This is a genomic window from Novosphingobium sp., from assembly GCF_020852455.1.
Classification (GTDB): domain Bacteria; phylum Pseudomonadota; class Alphaproteobacteria; order Sphingomonadales; family Sphingomonadaceae; genus Novosphingobium.
This window is the reverse complement of sequence record NZ_JADZAT010000009.1, coordinates 119499-137245: the sequence shown is the minus strand read 5'-3', so window position 1 is coordinate 137245 and position 17747 is coordinate 119499. Positions and strand designations below refer to the sequence as shown.

Here is a 17747-nt window from a genome sequence, read left to right as displayed (position 1 = left end):
GTTACCGCGGCTTTAACCCTTTCGCGGTTATAGGCGCGGGCGATGAATGCTCGCGCCATCCCCGCCGTTCCGCGGCCCGCCAGCGATGTGTCGGCCGTAACCGGCTGGCTCGGGCTGATCTCGCTTACCCTGTGGATCATGGTTTGCCATTTCTGGCCGGAACTGGTCACGCTGTTCAACCTGCCAAGCCGGGCTGAACGGCTGACCGGGCCCAACGCGGCACTGACCGGGCTGGTGATCTGCGCGGCGCCGATGGTGCTGTGGGAAGTGCTGGTGGTGAAGGTTCACCGCCGCGCTTCGACCGGGATCGATTGGGACAATCCGCGCCGTCTGGCCGATGTGATTGACGTGTCGATCACCAAGCTTGCCGGGCTGTGGGCGACCTGGGCGATCATCGGCTTCCTCTATTGCGTCGGCCGCTGGTACTGGGATGGCCCCTATCAGATTTCGATGCAGGTGCTGGGCACGGCGGCCGTGCCGCTGTTCGTTCTGTCGGTGCCCTATGTGCTGTGGCTTGACCGGGTCCTGGTCAATCCGCGCGATCCGTGCTGGCATTTCGGCGCCTTGCTGGTGGGGCGCGAACCATTCGATCCCGAACAGATCTGGATTCACCTGCGGGCCTGGGCGGTGAAAGGCTTCTTCACGGCCTTCATGATCATGATTGTGCCGGGCGGCTTTGCCAACCTGGTCTCGCCCGACTGGAGCTCGTTCTTCCTGACCCCGGAAGGGATCGCGGCGCTGCTGATCACGCTGATGTTCGTGATCGACGAACAGATCGGCTCGGTCGGCTATATCCTGACGATGAAGCCGCTCGACGCGCAGATCCGTTCGGCCAATCCTTACCTGGCGGGCTGGCTGGCCGCGCTGCTGTGCTATCCGCCGTTCCAGATCATGAGCCCGGGCGATCGTCCGCTGTTCTATCTGGCCGAAACCCATGGCGACGATAACTGGCTGCATGTCTTTGCCGGCTTGCCGCTGATGATGTGGATCTGGGCCTGCCTGCTGGTGGTGCTGACCGCGATCTATGCCTGGGCAACGCTGGCTTTCGGGATCCGCTTTTCGAACCTGACCTATCGCGGGGTGCTGACCAACGGACCCTATGCCTATACCCGCCATCCGGCCTATCTGGCCAAGAACACCTTCTGGTGGTGCGCCTCGATGCCGTTCATGGTCACCAATGGGTCGATGGTCGATGCGGTTCGCAATGCCTTCTTCCTCGGCTGCGTCAGCGCGATCTATTTCTGGCGTGCCAAGACCGAGGAACGCCACCTGCTGGGCGAAGATGCCAAGTACCGTGAATACCACGACTGGATGAACCGCTACGGACTGATCACCGCGCCGCTGCACCGGCTGGGCCAGGCGATCAGGGCACGGCGTCCGGCGCTGCAGGCGCAGCCCGCCGAATAGTTAGAGTGACTTGCCTTCGCCAGCTTCGTAAACCAAAATGTTGCGCTCGGTCAGGCCAAGCTCGGCCCGCTCGCGCTGCCAGCGGGCCATGTGCGGCGTCTGCATGTGCGCGGCAAGCTGCTCGCGGCTTTCCCAGACCTCGCTGACCCGGATCAGCCCGGGATCGAGCACGTCTTCACCGTAATTGTATTCGACGCACCCCGGCTCGGCGCGGGTGAATTCCATCACCCGGCGCATCACCGGACGGGCCTCCTCCATCCGCTCGGGCGGAAAGCGGAACTGGCCGACGACCACGATCATCAGAACGACAGCTCGTAAACCCGGCTGATATCGCCGCCCCATTCGCCATGGTACTTGTCGAGCAGGACCTGCGCCGGAACCTTGCCGGTGCGGACGATCTCGTCGAGGGGCCCAAGGAACCCGGCTTCGGTATCGCCCATCGAATTGAGCCGGCTGCGCGAATTGAGCCCGGCGCGGCTGATCGCCAGCACTTCGGCGGCAATGTCGCGCAGGGTGCCGCCACCCGGGATCGGGGCATCAAGCCCCAGCTTGGGCACTGCCGCGCGCAGCGCTTCGCGGCCTTCCATGTCCCAGCCCTTGACCAGGTTCCACGCGGCATCAAGCGCGCCCTGATCATAGAGCAGGCCGACCCAGAAGGCCGGCAGCGCGCAGATCTTGCGCCACGGACCGCCATCGGCGCCGCGCATTTCCAGAAAGCTCTTCAGCCGCACTTCGGGGAAGGCGGTGGACAGGTGATCGATCCAGTCGCTCTCGGTCGGGCGCTCACCCGGCAGCGCGGGCAGCTTGCCTTCCAGAAAGTCGCGGAAGCTCTGCCCGGCGGCGTCGATGTACTTGCCGTCGCGGAACACGAAATACATCGGCACGTCGAGCATGTATTCGACATAGCGATCGTAACCGAAGCCGTCCTCGAACACGAAGCCCAGCATGCCGGTGCGGTGCGGGTCGGTGTCGGTCCAGATGTGGCTGCGGTAGGACAGGTAGCCGTTCGGCTTGCCCTCGGTGAAGGGCGAATTGGCGAACAGCGCGGTGGCCAGCGGCTGCAGCGCCAGCGAGGTGCGGAACTTCTGCACCATGTCGGCCTCGCTCGAATAGTCGAGGTTGACCTGAATGGTGCAGGTGCGGAGCATCATGTCGAGCCCCAGCTGGCCCACCCGCGGCATGTGCCGCAGCATGATCGCATAGCGGCCCTTGGGCATGATCGGCAGTTCTTCGCGGGTCTTGTCGGGCCACATGCCCAGCCCCAGAAAGCCCTTGCCGGTCTTCGCGCCGATCGCCTTGACCTGATCGAGGTGGCGCCCGGTCTCTGCGCAGGTCTGGTGGATCGTTTCCAGCGGCGCGCCCGACAGTTCAAGCTGTCCGGCCGGTTCCAGGCTGACGGTGCCGTCGCTGCCGGCCATCGCGATCACCTTGCCGCCCTCGATCACCGGTTCCCAGCCATACTGGGTCAGCGCGTCCAGCAGATCGCGGATCCCGCCCGGCTCGTCATAGCTGGGGGCATGATGATCGCTGGTGCAATAGACCAGCTTTTCGTGCTCGGTGCCGATCCGCCAGCGCTCTTTGGGCTTTTCCCCCTTGATCATCGGGGCCACCAGCTGGTCGCGGCTTTCGATGATCGGATCGTTGCTATCTGAAACCTGTCTGGTGCTCATTGCGCCGGAGTTATCGCTATGTTCGCCCCCGCGCCAGCAAATTCAGCTTGGCCGCGGCCAAGCAAAATGCACGGCGACTATTGCACCGTCACGTCATAGGTCAGGGCATAACTGCTGCCCGATTCCAGCGTGGGAGCAGCCCCGGCGATGCTGGCCCCGCTGCGCGACGCGCCGAACGGATCGCTTTCATCGGTACCGCTGTTGTCATCGTCTTCGACCGTCGCGGCGGCGGCGCAGCTGCTGCCCGAACGCAGCGAAGCGGCGATATAGCTGACGCTGGCAGGCAGGCTGTCGCTCAGCGCCACGGTGCTGGCGCTGGTGTTGCCGGTGTTGGTTACCAGCACGCAATAGCGCACCGTGGCTCCCGGGATCGCCTTGGCAAAGCTGGTGCCATTGACCGGATCGCTGATCACGCTTGAGCTCTTGGTGACCGCCAGCGAGGGATAGATCACCGTCAGCTGGTAATCCTCGACCTCGCCAAAGCCGGCCAGCCCCGAACTGGCAGCGCCGGTGTTCGATGAGAAGCGGAAACGCGCAAAGGTTGCACCGGTGCTGGCGGTTGCCGGCGGGGTTACTGCCAGTACGATCGTGCCGTTTGCCGCCCCGTCGCTGTCGCCCGCGCCGCCGTCGCTGACGCTGGCGGCGATCTGTTCGCCGCTATCGGCAAAGTCGTGGTCGCCGTTGAAATCGATCCAGGCGCTGAGTTTGCCCGGACCGGAAACCGGCACGCTGATGCTGGTGGCGACGCTGCGGAACAGGTTGGGCAGGGCCACCGCATCGTCGCTGTCGGCCGAGGCAGTCGGACTGTCGTAAACCGCATTTTCGGTGGTGATGGCGCTGCCCAGCCGCAGACCGGCGATCGTGCGGTGGCTGGCGGAGCCATAGCTGGTGCCGGTCAGCGGGGCATCCGAAAAGTCATATGGCGTGAAGATCCCGAAAGCTGCGGCCGTTCCGCCCCCGCCGTTAAGCGTGACGTTGAGCGATAGGCTGGTGGCAGTGGTTTCCAGCACCGCAGTGCCGCCGCCGGCATTGGCCGGATCGCTGATCGTGGCGCTGCCACCGCCCGTGCTGTAACTGATCGAGCCATAGCTTTCGACCGCCTGCCAGTTGCTGCCACTGGTCACCGCGACGAGCGATTCGCCGGGTGACGCGTCCTCGGCATCGCCCAGCACATAGCGCAGCGCGACCGGCGCGGAGTTGAGCGTGGCGCTGAGCGTCAGGTTCAGCGCCGGGTGAACGCCGTCAACATTGTTCCGCAGGCCGATCGGGTTCAGCCCGCCGTGCAGCAATTGCAGTGTATCGCCGCCCCAGGTGCCGACAGTATAGGGCGCGATATCGTCGCTGATCCCGGTGATCTGGCCGGTGATGGTCAGTCCGTCGCCCACGGTCCAGCTCTTGTTGACCGTTGCACCCTTGTTGAACAGCGTGGTGCCGCCGCAGCTCCAGTCGAGCCAGAATATCTGGCCCTTGTAGGCACTGGTTCCGCTGGAGGCATAGCCCGATCCGCTCGCGCTGCTTCCTGCCGGGCAATTGATGGTGTTGGCCCCCACGGTGATTGTCCGGCTGGCATAGTCGTCCTCACTGGTCACACCGTTGTTGACGGTCGAATCCGGGTCAGGCTGCGAACTGGCGGTGATCTGTGCGGCGTTGGTGATAGACGAGCCGACGGCTCCGCTGGCGGTGGCTGTGATCGTCAGGCTGGCTGTGCCGCCGGCCGCCACGCTGCCCACGCTCCATAAGCCGGTGCCTGAATTGTACGTGCCGGTCCCGGTCGCGCTGACGAAGCTGGTCCCGGCGGGCAGCAGATCGCTTACGGTCACGCCGGTCGCGGTGGCGCTCGATGTGCTCGCGCTGCTCAGGGTCAGGGTATAGGTGAAATTTGTGCCAAAGACCGGTGCTGTGCTTGAACTGGTCATGTTCAGCGACAGGTCGTTCAGCGTGGTTCCGGTAATGTAGAGATCGGATCGGGTGAAGGTGCCGATATCCTGCGCGAACTGGTCGCAGATTTTCAACGTCCAGGTTCCAGCCGAATGCTGGCCATTGAATGCCGAGAGCGCCGAGCTGGGCCGAAAGGAGTGCGAGTATGGCGGCACAGCAGCGGTCGAGTCAGTTGTGCTGACCGCATGGTTGGCGATTGGCTGGCTGGCTGAATCGTCGAACAAGTCTGACAGGTTATCGCCGTCGTTGGCGACAGTCGTCATCAGGGTCACCGCCGTTCCCTGCGGTGAGGTCAGTGTGATGATCAGGTCCTGCCGAAATGTATGGAGCAGCGCGACCCCGATGTTCACATCGGTGATCGTTACATTCGAACCGACCGAGAAGGTCCGGACCAGCTCGCTTCCGGTACCGCAGGTCAGGTCGGTGATCGCGCCGCTGGTCGAATTTGTATACTGGCTGCTGCTCTGGGCCAGCGCCGGAGCTGCCGGAATAACCAGCGCGAACAGCACGATCAGCCGCCGCAGCAGGCGGCAAGCAAGCATCTGGACGGATGTGCGGGTCATGGGGCGCTTGTGCCCCGGACATGGCTAATGGACCGCGAGCAGCGGCCTAGGGGAAACTACCAGTCGCCCCGGGTTCCCATCCACAGCGCCAGCCCGGCGATCGCGGCGGTTTCGCCGCGCAGGATTCGCGGGCCCAGCGTGATCGGATGGGCCTGGGGGAGCGCGCGGATCGCCTGGCGCTCGGCCTCGTCGAAGCCGCCTTCGGGGCCGGTCAGCAAAGCTGCCGGGCCGGGGTGGGCGGCAAATTCGGCTGCGGCATTGGCCCCGCCGTTCTCGTCAGCGAAGAACAGCGCGCGGGCCGGGTCCCACTGCCTGAGCAGCGACTCAAGTTTCACCGGCGCCAGCAATTCGGGCAGCGCGGTGCGGGCGCATTGTTCGGCCGCTTCGACCAGGATCGCGCGGGCACGTTCAAGGTTGAGCTTGTCGGCCACGCAGCGCCGGGTCAGCACCGGCTGGATTCGCGCCGCGCCCAGCTCGCAGGCCTTTTCCAGCACCAGGTCGAACCGGTCCTTCTTGAGCAGCGCCGCGCAGAGCGTGAAATCGGGCACCGCCTCGCGCGGGCGGAGCAGTCCGGCCACGGCCAGCCGCACATCGCGCTTGCCCGCGCTTTCGACCTGCGCGGCCCATTCGCCGGTTGCATCGTCGCACAGCACCACCGCATCGCCGGGGGCCACGCGCATCACCCGCGCCAGATAGTGCGCCTGCGGCCCCTCGACCGAAACCTGCGCGCCGATATCCAGCGGCCCGTCGACAAACAGGCGCGGGGCACTCTTGGGCGGCCAGGCGGGGGTGGCGGGCATGGCTGGTGCGATAGCCTATCGTGGGCGGTGCGTCATCCCCATGCGACGGGTTTGGTGCGCCGGGCCAGCCACAGCCCGACCAGCAGGTTTGGCACCCAGCAGGCCCAGGCGATCCAGGCATAGATTTCGCTGAAGCGGGTCAGGTCGATCGCGGTCAGCGGCAGGTATAGCCGCAGTGTGACCCCGGCGAAGGTCAGCGCAAAGCTGACAATCATCCAGCGCCGGTGGGCGTCGAACCGTCGTCTGATCGCGGCGACCAGCGCCAGCGAGGTAAAGGCGATCCACAGCACCGCCAGGCTGCCGAAACCGACCGCCGCAATCGGTCCGCCGTTCGATCCACCGGCGATGATCAGCCCGGCCAATCCGCCTATGGTGCACGACAGGACATAGATCCAGCCCAGCGTCCGGTGGATTCGCGGGCGCTTTTGGCGCAGCAGGTCCACGAATTGCCAGGGGCCGCTGAGCAGGGCGCAGGTGCCCAGGGCGATGTGGACGATAAAGCCGGTCTGATGATTGAGAAAATTGGGCCGCAATGGCGGCGGGACCATTTCAAGTCCCAGCACATACCGCATCGATCCGAAGCCGATCACAGTGGACAGGATCATGACCATGATCCAGTTCCAGCCGGGTCGGCCTGTCATATTCCTTGCCATGTGTGCTCCTCTCGCCACGGTCAAACTCAACTCGATGTAAGCAATGTTAACTTTGTAATTCGAAGTGTTATCGGTGTCAACATTGTTGAAGTTACTGGATTTTCTGGTGTTGGCAGTGGTGTGGCGCCGGTTGGAACTTACGATCTCCACCACCTCAGGGCGGTTGCGGCGGGATCAGGAAAAGCTGAGCGAGGTGCCTGTCCTACACCCGCAAGCTGTGGCAAGAAGCAGCCATGACCGCGCTCGAAAGCTCCGTCTCACTTGTGCCGCAGGGCGGACCAGGGCTCGAACGGATCGGATCTCTCAAGGAACCTTGTCCATTGTGTCCACTCAGCCATCTGCCAGACGGAACACCTGAACGATGACACGCGCCGAAGTGGTCCCCGACAGCCAGCACAAGGGTCTGGTCGCCGCGCTGCCGCAGCCGCTGCGCGACTATGCCCAGCTGGCCCGGTTCGATCGCCCGATCGGCTGGTGGCTGCTGTTCTGGCCCTGTGCCTGGGGGCTGCTGCTGGCAGGCGGGATGGGGCAGTGGCAACTGCTTGGCTGGCTGCTGCTGGGCTCGATCGCGATGCGCGGGGCGGGCTGCGTCTATAATGATATCGTCGATGCCGATATTGACCGGCAGGTGGCGCGCACCGCGCTGCGTCCGGTGGCGAGCGGGCGGGTCAGCAGGCGCGCGGCCTGGGTCTGGCTGGTGCTGCTGTGTCTGGTAGGGCTGGTGGTGCTGCTGCAATTGCGGCGCGAGGCGCAGCTGGTTGCGCTGGGCAGCCTGGCGCTCGTCGCGGCCTATCCTTTCATGAAGCGGATCACAGGCTTCCCGCAGGCCTGGCTGGGGCTGGTCTTCACCTGGGGGGCGCCGGTCGGCTGGATCGCGATCCGCGGGGCCGATGCGGACTGGCGGCTGGACGTGCTGGCCGCGCTCTATGCTGGGTCGGTGCTGTGGTGCGTGGGCTATGACACGATCTACGCCCTGCAGGACCGCGAGGACGATGCCATGGTCGGGATCGGATCAAGCGCGCTGACGCTGGGGCGGCATGTGCAGGCGGGGGTGGCTGGCTTCTATGCCGGTGCCGTGGCGCTGTGGGCGCTGGCCTTCTGGCTGCTGCGGCCTGACTGGCTGGTGCTGCTGGCTCTGGCCCCGGCGGCCGGGCATCTGGCCTTGCAGGTGCTTACGCTGAAGCCCGATGATGGTGACAACGCGCTCGCCCGGTTTCGCGCCAATCGCTTCACCGGCCTGCTGGTCGCGGCGGCCTGCCTGGTGGTGGGCAATGCCTGAGGTCCGGGCCTGATGTGCAACCTCTACCGCATGACCAAGGGCACCGCCGAAGTGGCCAGGCTGTTCGAGGTCGAGCCCGATCTTGCGGCGAACTATGCCCACGAAGTCTATCCCGGTTACCCCGGGCTGGTGGTGGCCGAGGGGCGGGCGCGGGCGATGAACTGGGGCTTCCCGCTGATGCTGAAGGGCAAGCAGGGCCAGCCGCTCAAGCCCAAGCCGGTCACCAATGCCCGCGAGGACAAGCTGCTGACTGGATTTTGGCGCGACAGCTTTGTCCATCGCCGCTGCCTGGTGCCGGTCAGCCAGTGGGCCGAAGCCGAGGGCGAGAAGGGCCGGATGACGCGGACCTGGTACGGGCTTCCGGAACAAGAGGTCTTCGCGGTCGCCGGGCTGTGGCGCTCCAGCGAGGAATGGGGTGAGGTTTACACCCTGGTGATGGTCGATGGCCACCCGCAGATGGCGCAGGTGCATGACCGGATGCCGCTGATCCTCTCCCGCGCGGCGCAGAAGTACTGGCTGGAGGGCACGGCAGACGATGCTCTGGCGTTGTGCCGGACCTGGGAGGATGCGCTCACGGTGGAGCGGACTTCGGAGCGTTGGGCCGGTGGGGGCGGGCAGGCGGCGTTGTTCTGATTCTTGGTTTCGCGCAGAGGGCGCAGAGAAGAAGAGGAGGCGCAGAGGGGGTGTGTTTGGGCCGAAGGCCCCCTCCATTCGAGCGGGTGCGACTTGCGGACAGATGCAATTTGAAAGCGACTTCGTCGCATTCGCTACACCTCTGCGCCTCCACTTTCTTCTCTGCGGCCTCTGCGTGAAACCCCTTCTAGGTGAAGGAGACCACCTCGAACTCGATCCCGTCCCAATCGAAGAAATAGAACCGCCGCCCGGGTTCGTAGTCCATGTGATTGAACGGCACGAGCCCGGCCTGGAGCACCACCTGCTCGGCCGCCTCCAAATCGTCGACCACCAGCCCGATGTGGTTGAGCGGCGCGCCCTTGGCAAAGCGTTCGCGCGGTTTTTCGTCGGTGTAGATCGCCAGGTAATCGCGCTCGTTGCCGACATGGATGGTCCATCCGCCCAGCTGGGAAGGACCGCGCCAGCGTTCGTGCCAGCTGCACAATTTTTGCAGCAAGGCGGATGAGCGATCGGGATCGCTGACCGTGATATTGGCGTGTTCAAGAAAGCCGATCGGCATGAAAAAGTCCTTTGTTCAGATGTTTACCGCGCAAACGAATCAAGGCGCTTTATCTTTGTGCAACCTCAAGCTAACTTGAGGTCAAGCGGAATCTCCAAACCCGTTCGTGCTGAGGAGGAGACTGAACTTGTCGAAGGCCCCGTCTCGAAGCACTGCGACCTAGCAGTCCTTCGAGACACCTTCCGGTCTTCGACAAGCTCAGCCCTCCAGGCTCCTCAGGACGAACGGGAGTGGGATAGGAGCAAGCATATGGACCGCAACGACCTGCTGCCGATCGGAGACCTTGCGCGCCGCACCGGGCTCGCGGTTTCGGCCATCCGCTTCTACGAGGACAAGGGGCTGATCTCGTCGCTGCGCACCAGCGGCAACCAGCGCCGTTTCCTGCGCAGCGACATCCGCCGCCTCAGCTTCATCCTGATCGCGCAGAAGCTGGGGCTGGGTCTGGTCGAGATCGAGACGGAACTGTCCAAACTGCCACAGGGCCGCACGCCAACGATCAACGACTGGCAGAAGATCAGCCGCTCGCTGCGCAAGGAAATCGACGCGCGGATTGCGCTCCTCAACCGCACCCGCGCCAAGCTTGATGAATGCATCGGCTGCGGCTGCCTCAGCCTCCAGCGCTGCCAGCTCTACAACCGCGAAGATAGGGCCGGGGCGGCAGGGGCCGGGCCGCGGTATGTGCTGGATTAATCGGAAGGGATATCGCCAATTTCAGGCAATTCGGTCCCGCACCAAGGACAATAGCTGATCATTATCACACCGCGCCCGCCATCGTGAATGATCAGGCCGTATCCGCCCCTGATCTGGGCGACCAAGGCATCCGGGCAGTCATACCGGTCAGTGTGTTGGGCGCAGATCTGTTCGAGATCATAGGCCATGCGGTCGCAGCAGGTCGCCATCACTCCGCCGCCAGCAGCTCTTCCGCCCCCTCAAGGTCCACGCTGACCAACCGCGAAACCCCGCGTTCGACCATGGTCACGCCGAACAGGCGGTGCATTCGGCTCATCGTCACGGCGTTGTGGGTGACGATCAGGTAGCGGGTGTCGGTTTCGCCGACCATTGCATCGAGCAGGTCGCAGAAGCGTTCGATGTTGGCGTCGTCGAGCGGCGCGTCGACTTCGTCGAGCACGCAGATCGGGGCCGGGTTGGTGAGGAACAGCGCGAAGATCAGCGCCACCGCTGTCAGCGCCTGTTCGCCGCCCGACAGCAGGGTCAGCGACTGCAGCCGCTTGCCCGGCGGCTGCGCGAAGATTTCCAGTCCGGCTTCAAGCGGGTCATCGCTGTCAACCAGCGCCAGGTGCGCCTGGCCGCCTTCGAACAGCTTGGTGAACAGCCGCTGAAAATGGGTGTTGACCGCCTCGAACGCCACCCGCAGCCGCTCGCGCCCTTCGCGGTTGAGGTTGCCGATCGAACCGCGCAGGCGGCTGACGGCTTCGGTCAGTTCGGCCTGTTCGGCCAGGCTTGTCCCGTGCCGACCCTCGGCCTCGGCCAGTTCATCGGCGGCGAGCAGGTTGACCGGGCCAAGCCGTTCACGGTCGGCGACCAGCTTGTCATGCTCGGCGCTTTCCTGCGGGGCCGGGCCGACCGCATCGGACTCAAACTCGAACCGTTCGGGCAGCAGCGGCGGCGGGCATTGGAAGCGTTCGCCAGAGATGCCGGCCATCTCGGCGCGGCGGGCTTCCTCGTTCTCGGCCCGGGCGGCGGCACCGGCCCGGCTTTCGCGGGCGCTGGCCAGGGCTTCGTTGGCCTGGGAAAATTGCGTTTCGATCCGGCGTGCGCTTTCGCCCAGTTCGGCGACCTTGCTTTCGGCCGCGTCGAGTTCGGCGGTGATCCGCTTGCGCACTTCGTCGCCCGCCTCGATCTCGCGCAGCAGACTGGCGGGCTTGGCGCCGACAATCGCGCGTTCTTCGGCGATTTCCTCAAAGCGGCGTTCCATCCCGGCGAGGCGGCTGGCGGCATCGCCGGCGCGGGCCTGCCAGCCCTTGATATCGCCGCGCAGCGAATTGGTCCGCTCGCGCGCGACGGCGATTGCCTGGTCATGCGCGGCAAGCCCGGCGGTGGAGGATTGCAGGCCCTGCCGCGCGGCGTCGTGGCGGGCCTGCGCGGCGGCCAGCTGTGCGCGGCCGCTTTCGGGATCGGGCAGTTCGGCCCGGCGGGCGCGGGCGGCTTCGCGTTCACCCTCGGCCAGCTTGACCTGCTCGGCAATGTCACCCGCAGCCTCGGCCAGTTCGGCGCGGCGCTGTTCGAGCCGGGCCTTGGCCGCTTCGGCTTGATCGACCGCGCGCAGCGCCGCACGCTCCGCCTCGGCGGCCTGCGCCAGCCCGCGTTCGGTCGCGATCAGTGCGGTCTGCAATTCGGACAATTCGGCCTGGACAGCAGCGGTAACCGCCTCGGCTTCGGTCACCACGGCCTGCTTGCCCGGCAGTTCGGCTTCCAGCACGGCAAAGCGGTTCTCGGCCTCAAGCCGGGCGGCTTCGGCGGCGCCTTCGCCCTGCGCGACAAACCCGTCCCAGCGCCGGATCCGCCCGGCTTTGGTGACCAGCCATTCGCCCGGACCCAGTGCGCGGCTATCGTCGCTTTCGGCGACATGGACCAGCGCCAGGCGGGCCTTGAGTTCGGCAGGGCACAGGGTGACATGCGCGGCCAGACTGTCGGCCACTGGCCCGGGTGCTTCAGCCCCGGTCCAGAACCGGCCATCGCCTAGCTGCGCCGGACCCAGCGGGGCCTTGGCATCGCGGCCCAGCACCGCCGCCAGCGCGCGCTCATAGCCCGGCGCGGCACGTACCACGTCGAGCGCCTGGGGCAGGCCGTGCTTGCCGCTGGCCTGGCGCGCACGGGCTTCGCGGTCACGGCTCAGCGCCTGGAATTCGCGCTCGATCCCGGCCAGTTCGGCCCGGGCACTGGCCAATGCCGACCCGGCGGCGTCGCGCGCGCCTTGCAGTTCCGCCTTGCGGGCCTGTTGCAGGTCAAGCGCGGTGCGGGCCTCGGCCAGTGCCTTGGCGGCATTGTCGCGCGCCTGCTCGGCTTGGGCCAGCGCGGCAAGCGGATCGCCTTCACGCTCCAGCGCGGCGCGCAGCTCGTCCTGGCGGCGCTGTTCGCCGGCGAGGCGTGCCAGCCGCTGTTCGGCCGCCGCCAGTTCGGCATCGGCGACGCGCCATTCGGCTTCGACCCCGGCCTGATCGGCAGTTGCCTTGGCCAGCGCGAGTTCGGCCTGGCGCAGGTTTCGGTCGGCATCGTCCAGCGCGGCGGCGACCACCGGGCGGCGGCGCTCGTCGGCTTCCAGCGCCTGTTCGCCATCGGCCAGATCGCGCTCCAGCTTGGCCAGCGCGGTCGCCGCGTCCCGGGTCAGCCGGTCGGCATCGCCGCGATCTTCTTCCAGCCGCTGGTGCTGGCGTTCAAGATCCTTGAGCCGCTGTTCGGCGGCTTCCAGCTGGCTGGTGAGCTGCGCCATGCGGTGACCATGGGCGCTGGCATCGTCGCGCCGGTCGGCCAGTTCGTCGCGCGCTTCGGCCAGTGCTTCGGCGGCCTGGTGCTGGGCATCCTGCGCGGCCTTCATCGCGGCCTGGGCCTGGGCCACGCGGGCATCTGCGCCCTGGGCCTCGGCGCGGGCGGCTTCGGCAGCGGCGGCGGCATCGCGCCAGCGGGCATAGACCAGCCGGGCTTCGGCCAGACGGATCTTGTCGGACAGCGCCTTGTAGCGTTCGGCGGCGCGGGCCTGGCGGCGCAGCGAACCGATCTGCGCGTCGAGCTGTCCCATCAGGTCTTCCAGCCGCGCCAGGTTGGCTTCGGTCGCGCGCAGCTTCTGTTCGGCGTCCTTGCGGCGCACGTGCAGCCCGGCGATCCCCGCTGCCTCTTCCAGCATCATCCGCCGTTCGGCCGGTTTGGCGGCGATCACTGCGGCGATCTTGCCCTGGCTGACCAGCGCGGGCGAATGCGCGCCGGTGGCGGCATCGGCGAAGATCAGCGAGACGTCCTTGGCCCGGACATCGCGGCCGTTGACGCGGTAGGCACTGCCTGCCCCGCGTTCGATCCGGCGCATGACCTCCATTTCGCTGTCGTTGTCGCCAGAATCGGCCAGCAGCACCACTTCGGCGAAGTCACGGGCCGGGCGCTGGGCGGTGCCGGCGAAGATCACGTCTTCCATCCCGCCGCTGCGCATCGACTTGGGCGAGCTTTCGCCCATCACCCAGCGGATCGCTTCAAGCAGGTTGGATTTGCCGCAGCCGTTGGGGCCGACCACCCCGGTCAGGCCCGGCTCGATGCGCAGCTCCGCCGGCTCGACAAAGCTCTTGAAACCGCTGAGCTTGAGCCGCTTGATCCGCATGAGCCGGTCTGCCAGTCTCCGCTTTCAGCCGCTCAGCGCGCGCCGGCTGCGCGCAGCGCTTCGGCGATCTTGGTCCATTCGGACATTTCTGAAGGCAGCTGACGGCCGTTGAGCACGAAGGTCGGCGTCTGGGAAATGCCGGATTCGCCGTACTTCTTGGAATGCTCGGCGATTTCGGTGGCGGTATCCAGCTTGGCCAGACAGGCATGGGCCTGGTCTACCGAAATGCCGCGCGCGGCGAAGAATTCGGTAAAGCCAAGCGCATCGGCCAGCGCCGGGAAGCGCTGGGCCGGCGGCAGGCTGCTGGCGGCCTGAGCGCGTTGTTGGACCTCGGGGGTTTGCAGCGGTGCGTTCATGGCTTCGAAATTGGCGAAGACCTGATCGACCAGCGGGAAGAACAGTTCCTTCGGAGCGCACCGCACCAGCATGGTCAGCGGGATATCCTGCGGGTGGATCGCAAAGCTGCGGAATTCATAGCTGACCCGGCCCGAGGCGACGAATTCGCTCTTCAACCCTTCAGCCGATTCCTTGCCAAACGCAGCACAATGCGGACAGGACAACGAAGCATATTCGACCAGCTTGATCGGGGCATCGGGGTTGCCCAGCAGCATCCCGCCGCCCGCCGTCTGCTGCACCGTCTCTTCCCACTTCTGGCCGGCCGGAGCGGCGACCTTGGCGATCGCATCGCCGGTGGGAGCGCCTTCCCCGGCGCTTTCGCCCTTGCAGGCGGACATGGCGAGGACGAGCGGAGCAGCGGCAAAGGCGAGCAACAGGTTGCGGTTGGCAGTCATGGCGCGTGTGATTCCTTGGGCTTGCGAGTCGTGAAGGCTAGCCGGGTTGGGTCCGGCGATGAAGGATCGGCCCGCCCGGTGGCGGGCTTCTCCACAGGTGAATCAGATCGTCGCGGGCGGGGGCAGCAGTGCGGCCTCGATCAGGGGCTTCAGCTGTGCCCAGCCATAGACGCTCTGGCGCTTGCCGTTGATCTTGAAGCTGGGTGTTCCGTTGACGCCTTCGGCCATCGCCTGCTCGGTCATCTGCTGGAGCTGCGCACCGCGCGCCTGGTTGGCCAGGCACAGGTCCATCTGCGCAGGTGTGTAACCGCGCTTCTGCATCACTGCGTAAAGGCCAAGATCACGCGCCACGATCCGATGCTGGGCAGTCTTGTTTTCTTCGAGGGCAGCCCAGCGCTGCTTGTAGGTCGGATCGGACGGTTCATTGAACCAGGTGGCCTGGGCCGCGAAAACGGCATCGTTGTTGCCGAACCACTTGTCCTTGGGGCCGCAGGTGACCAGCAGGCTGGCGATCAGGTCAAATTCGTTGCGGATGAACGGGCGCAGTTCGACCGAGACCTTGCCCGAACGCACCATCCCGGTGCGCAGCTCGACATGCGATTCCTCGTTGAAGTGCGCACAGTGTGGGCAGGTGTACGACATGTATTCAACCAGCTTCACCGGCGCATCGGGGCTGCCTAGGATCGGCGTGTCATCAGTGCTGAGCGTGACGCGCTGGTCAAGCGTGGCGATTGCGGCAGGTTTGGCCGGTGCGGCCTTGCGCTTGGCCTGGGCGGCGAGGCCGGCTTCGGCGGAAAACAGCAGCAGACCAATCGTCAGCGCGGAAAGGGACTTCTTCATCGGGTTACATGCTCGCATCGATCTGGGGGCGCAGCTCGGACCAGGTGTTGGTGGCGTCGAGCAGTCGGCCGTTGATGGTGAAACTGGGGGTTGACCGCACGCCCAGCGCATAGCCTTGCTTGGCCTGGTTGCCAAGGCGCTGGGCCAGCGCCTGATCGGCCAGGCACTTGTCGGTGGTCAGCCGGTCGTAACCGCGGCTCTGCATGATCGCGTAGAAGTGGAAATCGGTGGCGATTGCGCGGTTGCGCTGGGCCAGGGTGCCGCTCACCCAGCGCTGCTGCTGGGCCTTGGTCGATTGCATCATCGGCTTGATCCAGGTCGACTGGCTGCGCATGAAGGCCGAGTGGTTGAGGAAGAACTTGTCCTTCGACCCGCAATTGGTCAGCATCGCCACGGTCAGGTCGATCGGATCGCGCAGCAGGTGCCGCACCTCGATGGAAACCTTGCCCGAAGAGACATAGCCGATCCGCAGCGGCCCATCGGATTCGGTGGTGAACTGCGCGCAATGCGGGCAGGTGTAGCTGACATATTCGGCCAGCTTCACCGGTGCTGCGGGATTGCCCATGATGTGGCTGCCGTCGGCGCCAAGGTTGACCTCATAGTTCCACCCGACCGTCTTGGGGGCGGCGCTGGCAGCCGATGCCAGCACGGCCAATGCGGCGAAAGTAATCCTGCCTTTCACTCCTGGTCCTTCCCGTCCTTGTCGCCCAAACTGCGCGCCAGCGATTCAAGCACCGCGCGCAGTTCCAGGTCGCCGATGTCGCGCAGACTGTCGCCCAGCTCGATCGGGATCGGCTTGAGCGACGGCGGCGCTGCGGCGCGCTTTTCAGCAGGCGGCGGCTTAACCTCGCCTTGCCGAAGCTTGACCCGGGCCACCGCGTTGTAACCGAAGAAGCGGTTCACCCGCTCGATGATTTCGGGGATCACATGGCTGATGATCGGTGCATGGGCGGGCACCACCACCAGTTGCAGGATCCCGCCGCTCTTCTCGCCCTGGGCAAAGCGGATCGATTCGGGCGCGCAGACCCGTGCGTGGCGTTCGCCCACAATCTCGGGCCAGCGGGTAACCACGCTTGACTGGATGAAGCCAAAGCGGCGGAAGGCGGTGCGGCCCACTTCGGGCATCAGTTCGGCAATCGGGCGCACGCCGGAACCGCGCGGCCGTTCATAGCGGCGCGCTTCGGGCTTTGGCGGTTTCTTCTCCCGTTCCATTCGGTTGCAGGCAATGCCATAGGCGGGCGATGGACGCCAGCGCGCAGACGATCGCCCAGCTGTTGCTGGCCTGGTATGATGCCAGCCATCGCCGCCTGCCCTGGCGCAGCCCGCCCGGCGTTCCGCCGCCCGATCCCTATCGCGTCTGGCTGAGCGAAGTGATGCTGCAGCAGACCACCGTGGCCGCCGTGATCCCCTATTTCGAAAAGTTCACCGCGCGGTGGAGCGATGTCATGGCGCTGGCCGCTGAAGACGAGGCCGAAGTGATGGCCGCCTGGGCCGGTCTTGGATACTATTCGCGGGCCCGCAATCTGGTGGCCTGCGCACGGGCGCTGGCGGCGCGGGGCGGCGACTTTCCCAGGACCGAAGCCGAACTGCGCAAGCTGCCGGGGCTGGGGGCCTATACCGCGGCGGCGGTGGCGGCGATCGCCTTTGGCGAGCGCGCCGCGGTGGTTGACGCCAATGTCGAACGGGTGGTCGCGCGGCTTGATGCAATCGACCTGCCCTTGCCGCAGGCGCGCGGCGCCATTCGCGATCGGGTGGATGAACTGACCCCGGCCGAACGCCCCGGCGATTTCGCCCAGGCAATGATGGACCTTGGCGCCACGATCTGCACCCCGCGCAATCCGCGCTGCATGCTGTGCCCGCTGGCGGATCACTGCGCCGCGCGGCCGCTTGGGCCAGAGCGGTTCCCGGTCAAGCCGGCCAAGGCGGCCAAGCCGCAGCGCCGGGGGCAGGCGTTCTGGATCGCCGCTGAGGGCAAGGTCTGGCTGGTGCGGCGGGCGGCCAGCGGCATGCTGGGCGGGATGCGGGCGCTGCCCGATGATGGCTGGAACGCCCGCGGCGATGGGCAGGCTGAGCCGCCGCTGACGGGGTCATGGCAGCCCGGCGGTGTGGTGCGCCACTCCTTCACCCATTTCGATCTCGATCTGCAATTGATGCTTTATTCGGGAAACGATTGGGCTAGGCTGGCAAAAATGGCTGGCGAGTGGTGGCCGCTCGACCGTCTGGACGAGGCAGGGCTGCCAACGCTGTTCGCCAAGGCGGCGCGGCTTGCTTTGGCCGAAAACTGAGCAGG

General features: G+C 65.9%; 17 protein-coding genes. 5 read left to right on the top strand and 12 right to left on the bottom strand.

The features are described 5' to 3' along the window. The first annotated feature begins 42 nt into the window (after positions 1–42). Positions 43–1407, top strand: coding sequence for a DUF1295 domain-containing protein (locus IT549_RS03940; protein ID WP_292970120.1), 1365 nt, complete (start codon positions 43–45; stop codon positions 1405–1407). Here the strand turns inward: IT549_RS03940 and IT549_RS03935 are convergent, their stop codons facing one another. The 5 genes from IT549_RS03935 to IT549_RS03915 form a co-directional block, all read right to left on the bottom strand. Then, positions 1408–1707 carry a putative quinol monooxygenase gene (locus IT549_RS03935; protein ID WP_292970119.1) on the bottom strand — a complete coding sequence of 100 codons (300 nt, stop codon included), beginning with the start codon at positions 1705–1707 and terminating at the stop codon, positions 1408–1410. Further along, positions 1707–3077, bottom strand: coding sequence for a glutamate--cysteine ligase (locus IT549_RS03930; protein WP_292970118.1), 1371 nt, complete (start codon positions 3075–3077; stop codon positions 1707–1709). The genes IT549_RS03935 and IT549_RS03930 overlap by 1 nt, the downstream gene beginning before the upstream one ends. Before the next feature lie 77 nt (positions 3078–3154). Continuing rightward, positions 3155–5578 carry a CshA/CshB family fibrillar adhesin-related protein gene (locus tag IT549_RS03925; RefSeq protein WP_292970117.1) on the bottom strand — a complete coding sequence of 808 codons (2424 nt, stop codon included), beginning with the start codon at positions 5576–5578 and terminating at the stop codon, positions 3155–3157. 56 nt (positions 5579–5634) lie between these two features. Beyond that, positions 5635–6378 (bottom strand): 16S rRNA (uracil(1498)-N(3))-methyltransferase, encoded by a 744-nt coding sequence (locus tag IT549_RS03920; RefSeq protein WP_292970115.1) that lies wholly within the window; start codon positions 6376–6378, stop codon positions 5635–5637. A gap of 32 nt (positions 6379–6410) precedes the next feature. Next, on the bottom strand, positions 6411–7019 hold the full coding sequence (locus tag IT549_RS03915; RefSeq protein ID WP_292970113.1) for a DUF2306 domain-containing protein: 609 nt from the start codon (positions 7017–7019) through the stop codon (positions 6411–6413). Positions 7020–7392: 373 nt separating this feature from the next. On the opposite strand from IT549_RS03915, the gene ubiA reads away from it, so the two are divergent. Further along, positions 7393–8310 carry a 4-hydroxybenzoate octaprenyltransferase gene (gene ubiA / locus IT549_RS03910; protein ID WP_292970111.1) on the top strand — a complete coding sequence of 306 codons (918 nt, stop codon included), beginning with the start codon at positions 7393–7395 and terminating at the stop codon, positions 8308–8310. Positions 8311–8322: 12 nt separating this feature from the next. Continuing rightward, positions 8323–8943 carry an SOS response-associated peptidase family protein gene (locus IT549_RS03905; RefSeq protein ID WP_292970110.1) on the top strand — a complete coding sequence of 207 codons (621 nt, stop codon included), beginning with the start codon at positions 8323–8325 and terminating at the stop codon, positions 8941–8943. A gap of 187 nt (positions 8944–9130) precedes the next feature. On the opposite strand, the gene IT549_RS03900 is transcribed toward IT549_RS03905, so the two are convergent. Further along, the gene (locus IT549_RS03900) at positions 9131–9502 is read right to left on the bottom strand and encodes a VOC family protein (RefSeq protein WP_292970109.1); all 372 of its coding nucleotides are present in this window, start codon (positions 9500–9502) and stop codon (positions 9131–9133) included. A 249-nt stretch (positions 9503–9751) separates the two neighbouring features. Between IT549_RS03900 and soxR the strand changes: the two genes are divergently transcribed. Then, on the top strand, positions 9752–10192 hold the full coding sequence (gene soxR / locus IT549_RS03895; RefSeq protein ID WP_292970107.1) for a redox-sensitive transcriptional activator SoxR: 441 nt from the start codon (positions 9752–9754) through the stop codon (positions 10190–10192). On the opposite strand, the gene IT549_RS03890 is transcribed toward soxR, so the two are convergent. The 6 genes from IT549_RS03890 to IT549_RS03865 all read right to left on the bottom strand — a co-directional run bounded on the left by IT549_RS03890 (position 10189) and on the right by IT549_RS03865 (position 16669). Next, positions 10189–10380, bottom strand: coding sequence for a hypothetical protein (locus IT549_RS03890; RefSeq protein WP_292970106.1), 192 nt, complete (start codon positions 10378–10380; stop codon positions 10189–10191). The two genes, soxR and IT549_RS03890, sit on opposite strands and share 4 nt — an antisense overlap. Before the next feature lie 20 nt (positions 10381–10400). After that, positions 10401–13826 (bottom strand): AAA family ATPase, encoded by a 3426-nt coding sequence (locus tag IT549_RS03885; protein ID WP_292970104.1) that lies wholly within the window; start codon positions 13824–13826, stop codon positions 10401–10403. Between the two features lie 32 nt (positions 13827–13858). Beyond that, positions 13859–14617 carry a thioredoxin domain-containing protein gene (locus IT549_RS03880; protein WP_292970103.1) on the bottom strand — a complete coding sequence of 253 codons (759 nt, stop codon included), beginning with the start codon at positions 14615–14617 and terminating at the stop codon, positions 13859–13861. A 102-nt stretch (positions 14618–14719) separates the two neighbouring features. Beyond that, positions 14720–15457: a thioredoxin domain-containing protein gene (locus IT549_RS03875; RefSeq protein ID WP_292970101.1), complete on the bottom strand. Its 738-nt coding sequence runs from the start codon at positions 15455–15457 to the stop codon at positions 14720–14722. A 4-nt stretch (positions 15458–15461) separates the two neighbouring features. Next, on the bottom strand, positions 15462–16139 hold the full coding sequence (locus IT549_RS03870; protein ID WP_292970100.1) for a thioredoxin domain-containing protein: 678 nt from the start codon (positions 16137–16139) through the stop codon (positions 15462–15464). Then, positions 16136–16669, bottom strand: coding sequence for a DciA family protein (locus IT549_RS03865; RefSeq protein WP_292970099.1), 534 nt, complete (start codon positions 16667–16669; stop codon positions 16136–16138). Before IT549_RS03865 ends, IT549_RS03870 begins: the two co-directional genes overlap by 4 nt. A 29-nt stretch (positions 16670–16698) precedes the next feature. Between IT549_RS03865 and IT549_RS03860 the strand changes: the two genes are divergently transcribed. Next, positions 16699–17742: an A/G-specific adenine glycosylase gene (locus tag IT549_RS03860; RefSeq protein WP_292970098.1), complete on the top strand. Its 1044-nt coding sequence runs from the start codon at positions 16699–16701 to the stop codon at positions 17740–17742. Positions 17743–17747 lie beyond the last annotated feature (5 nt).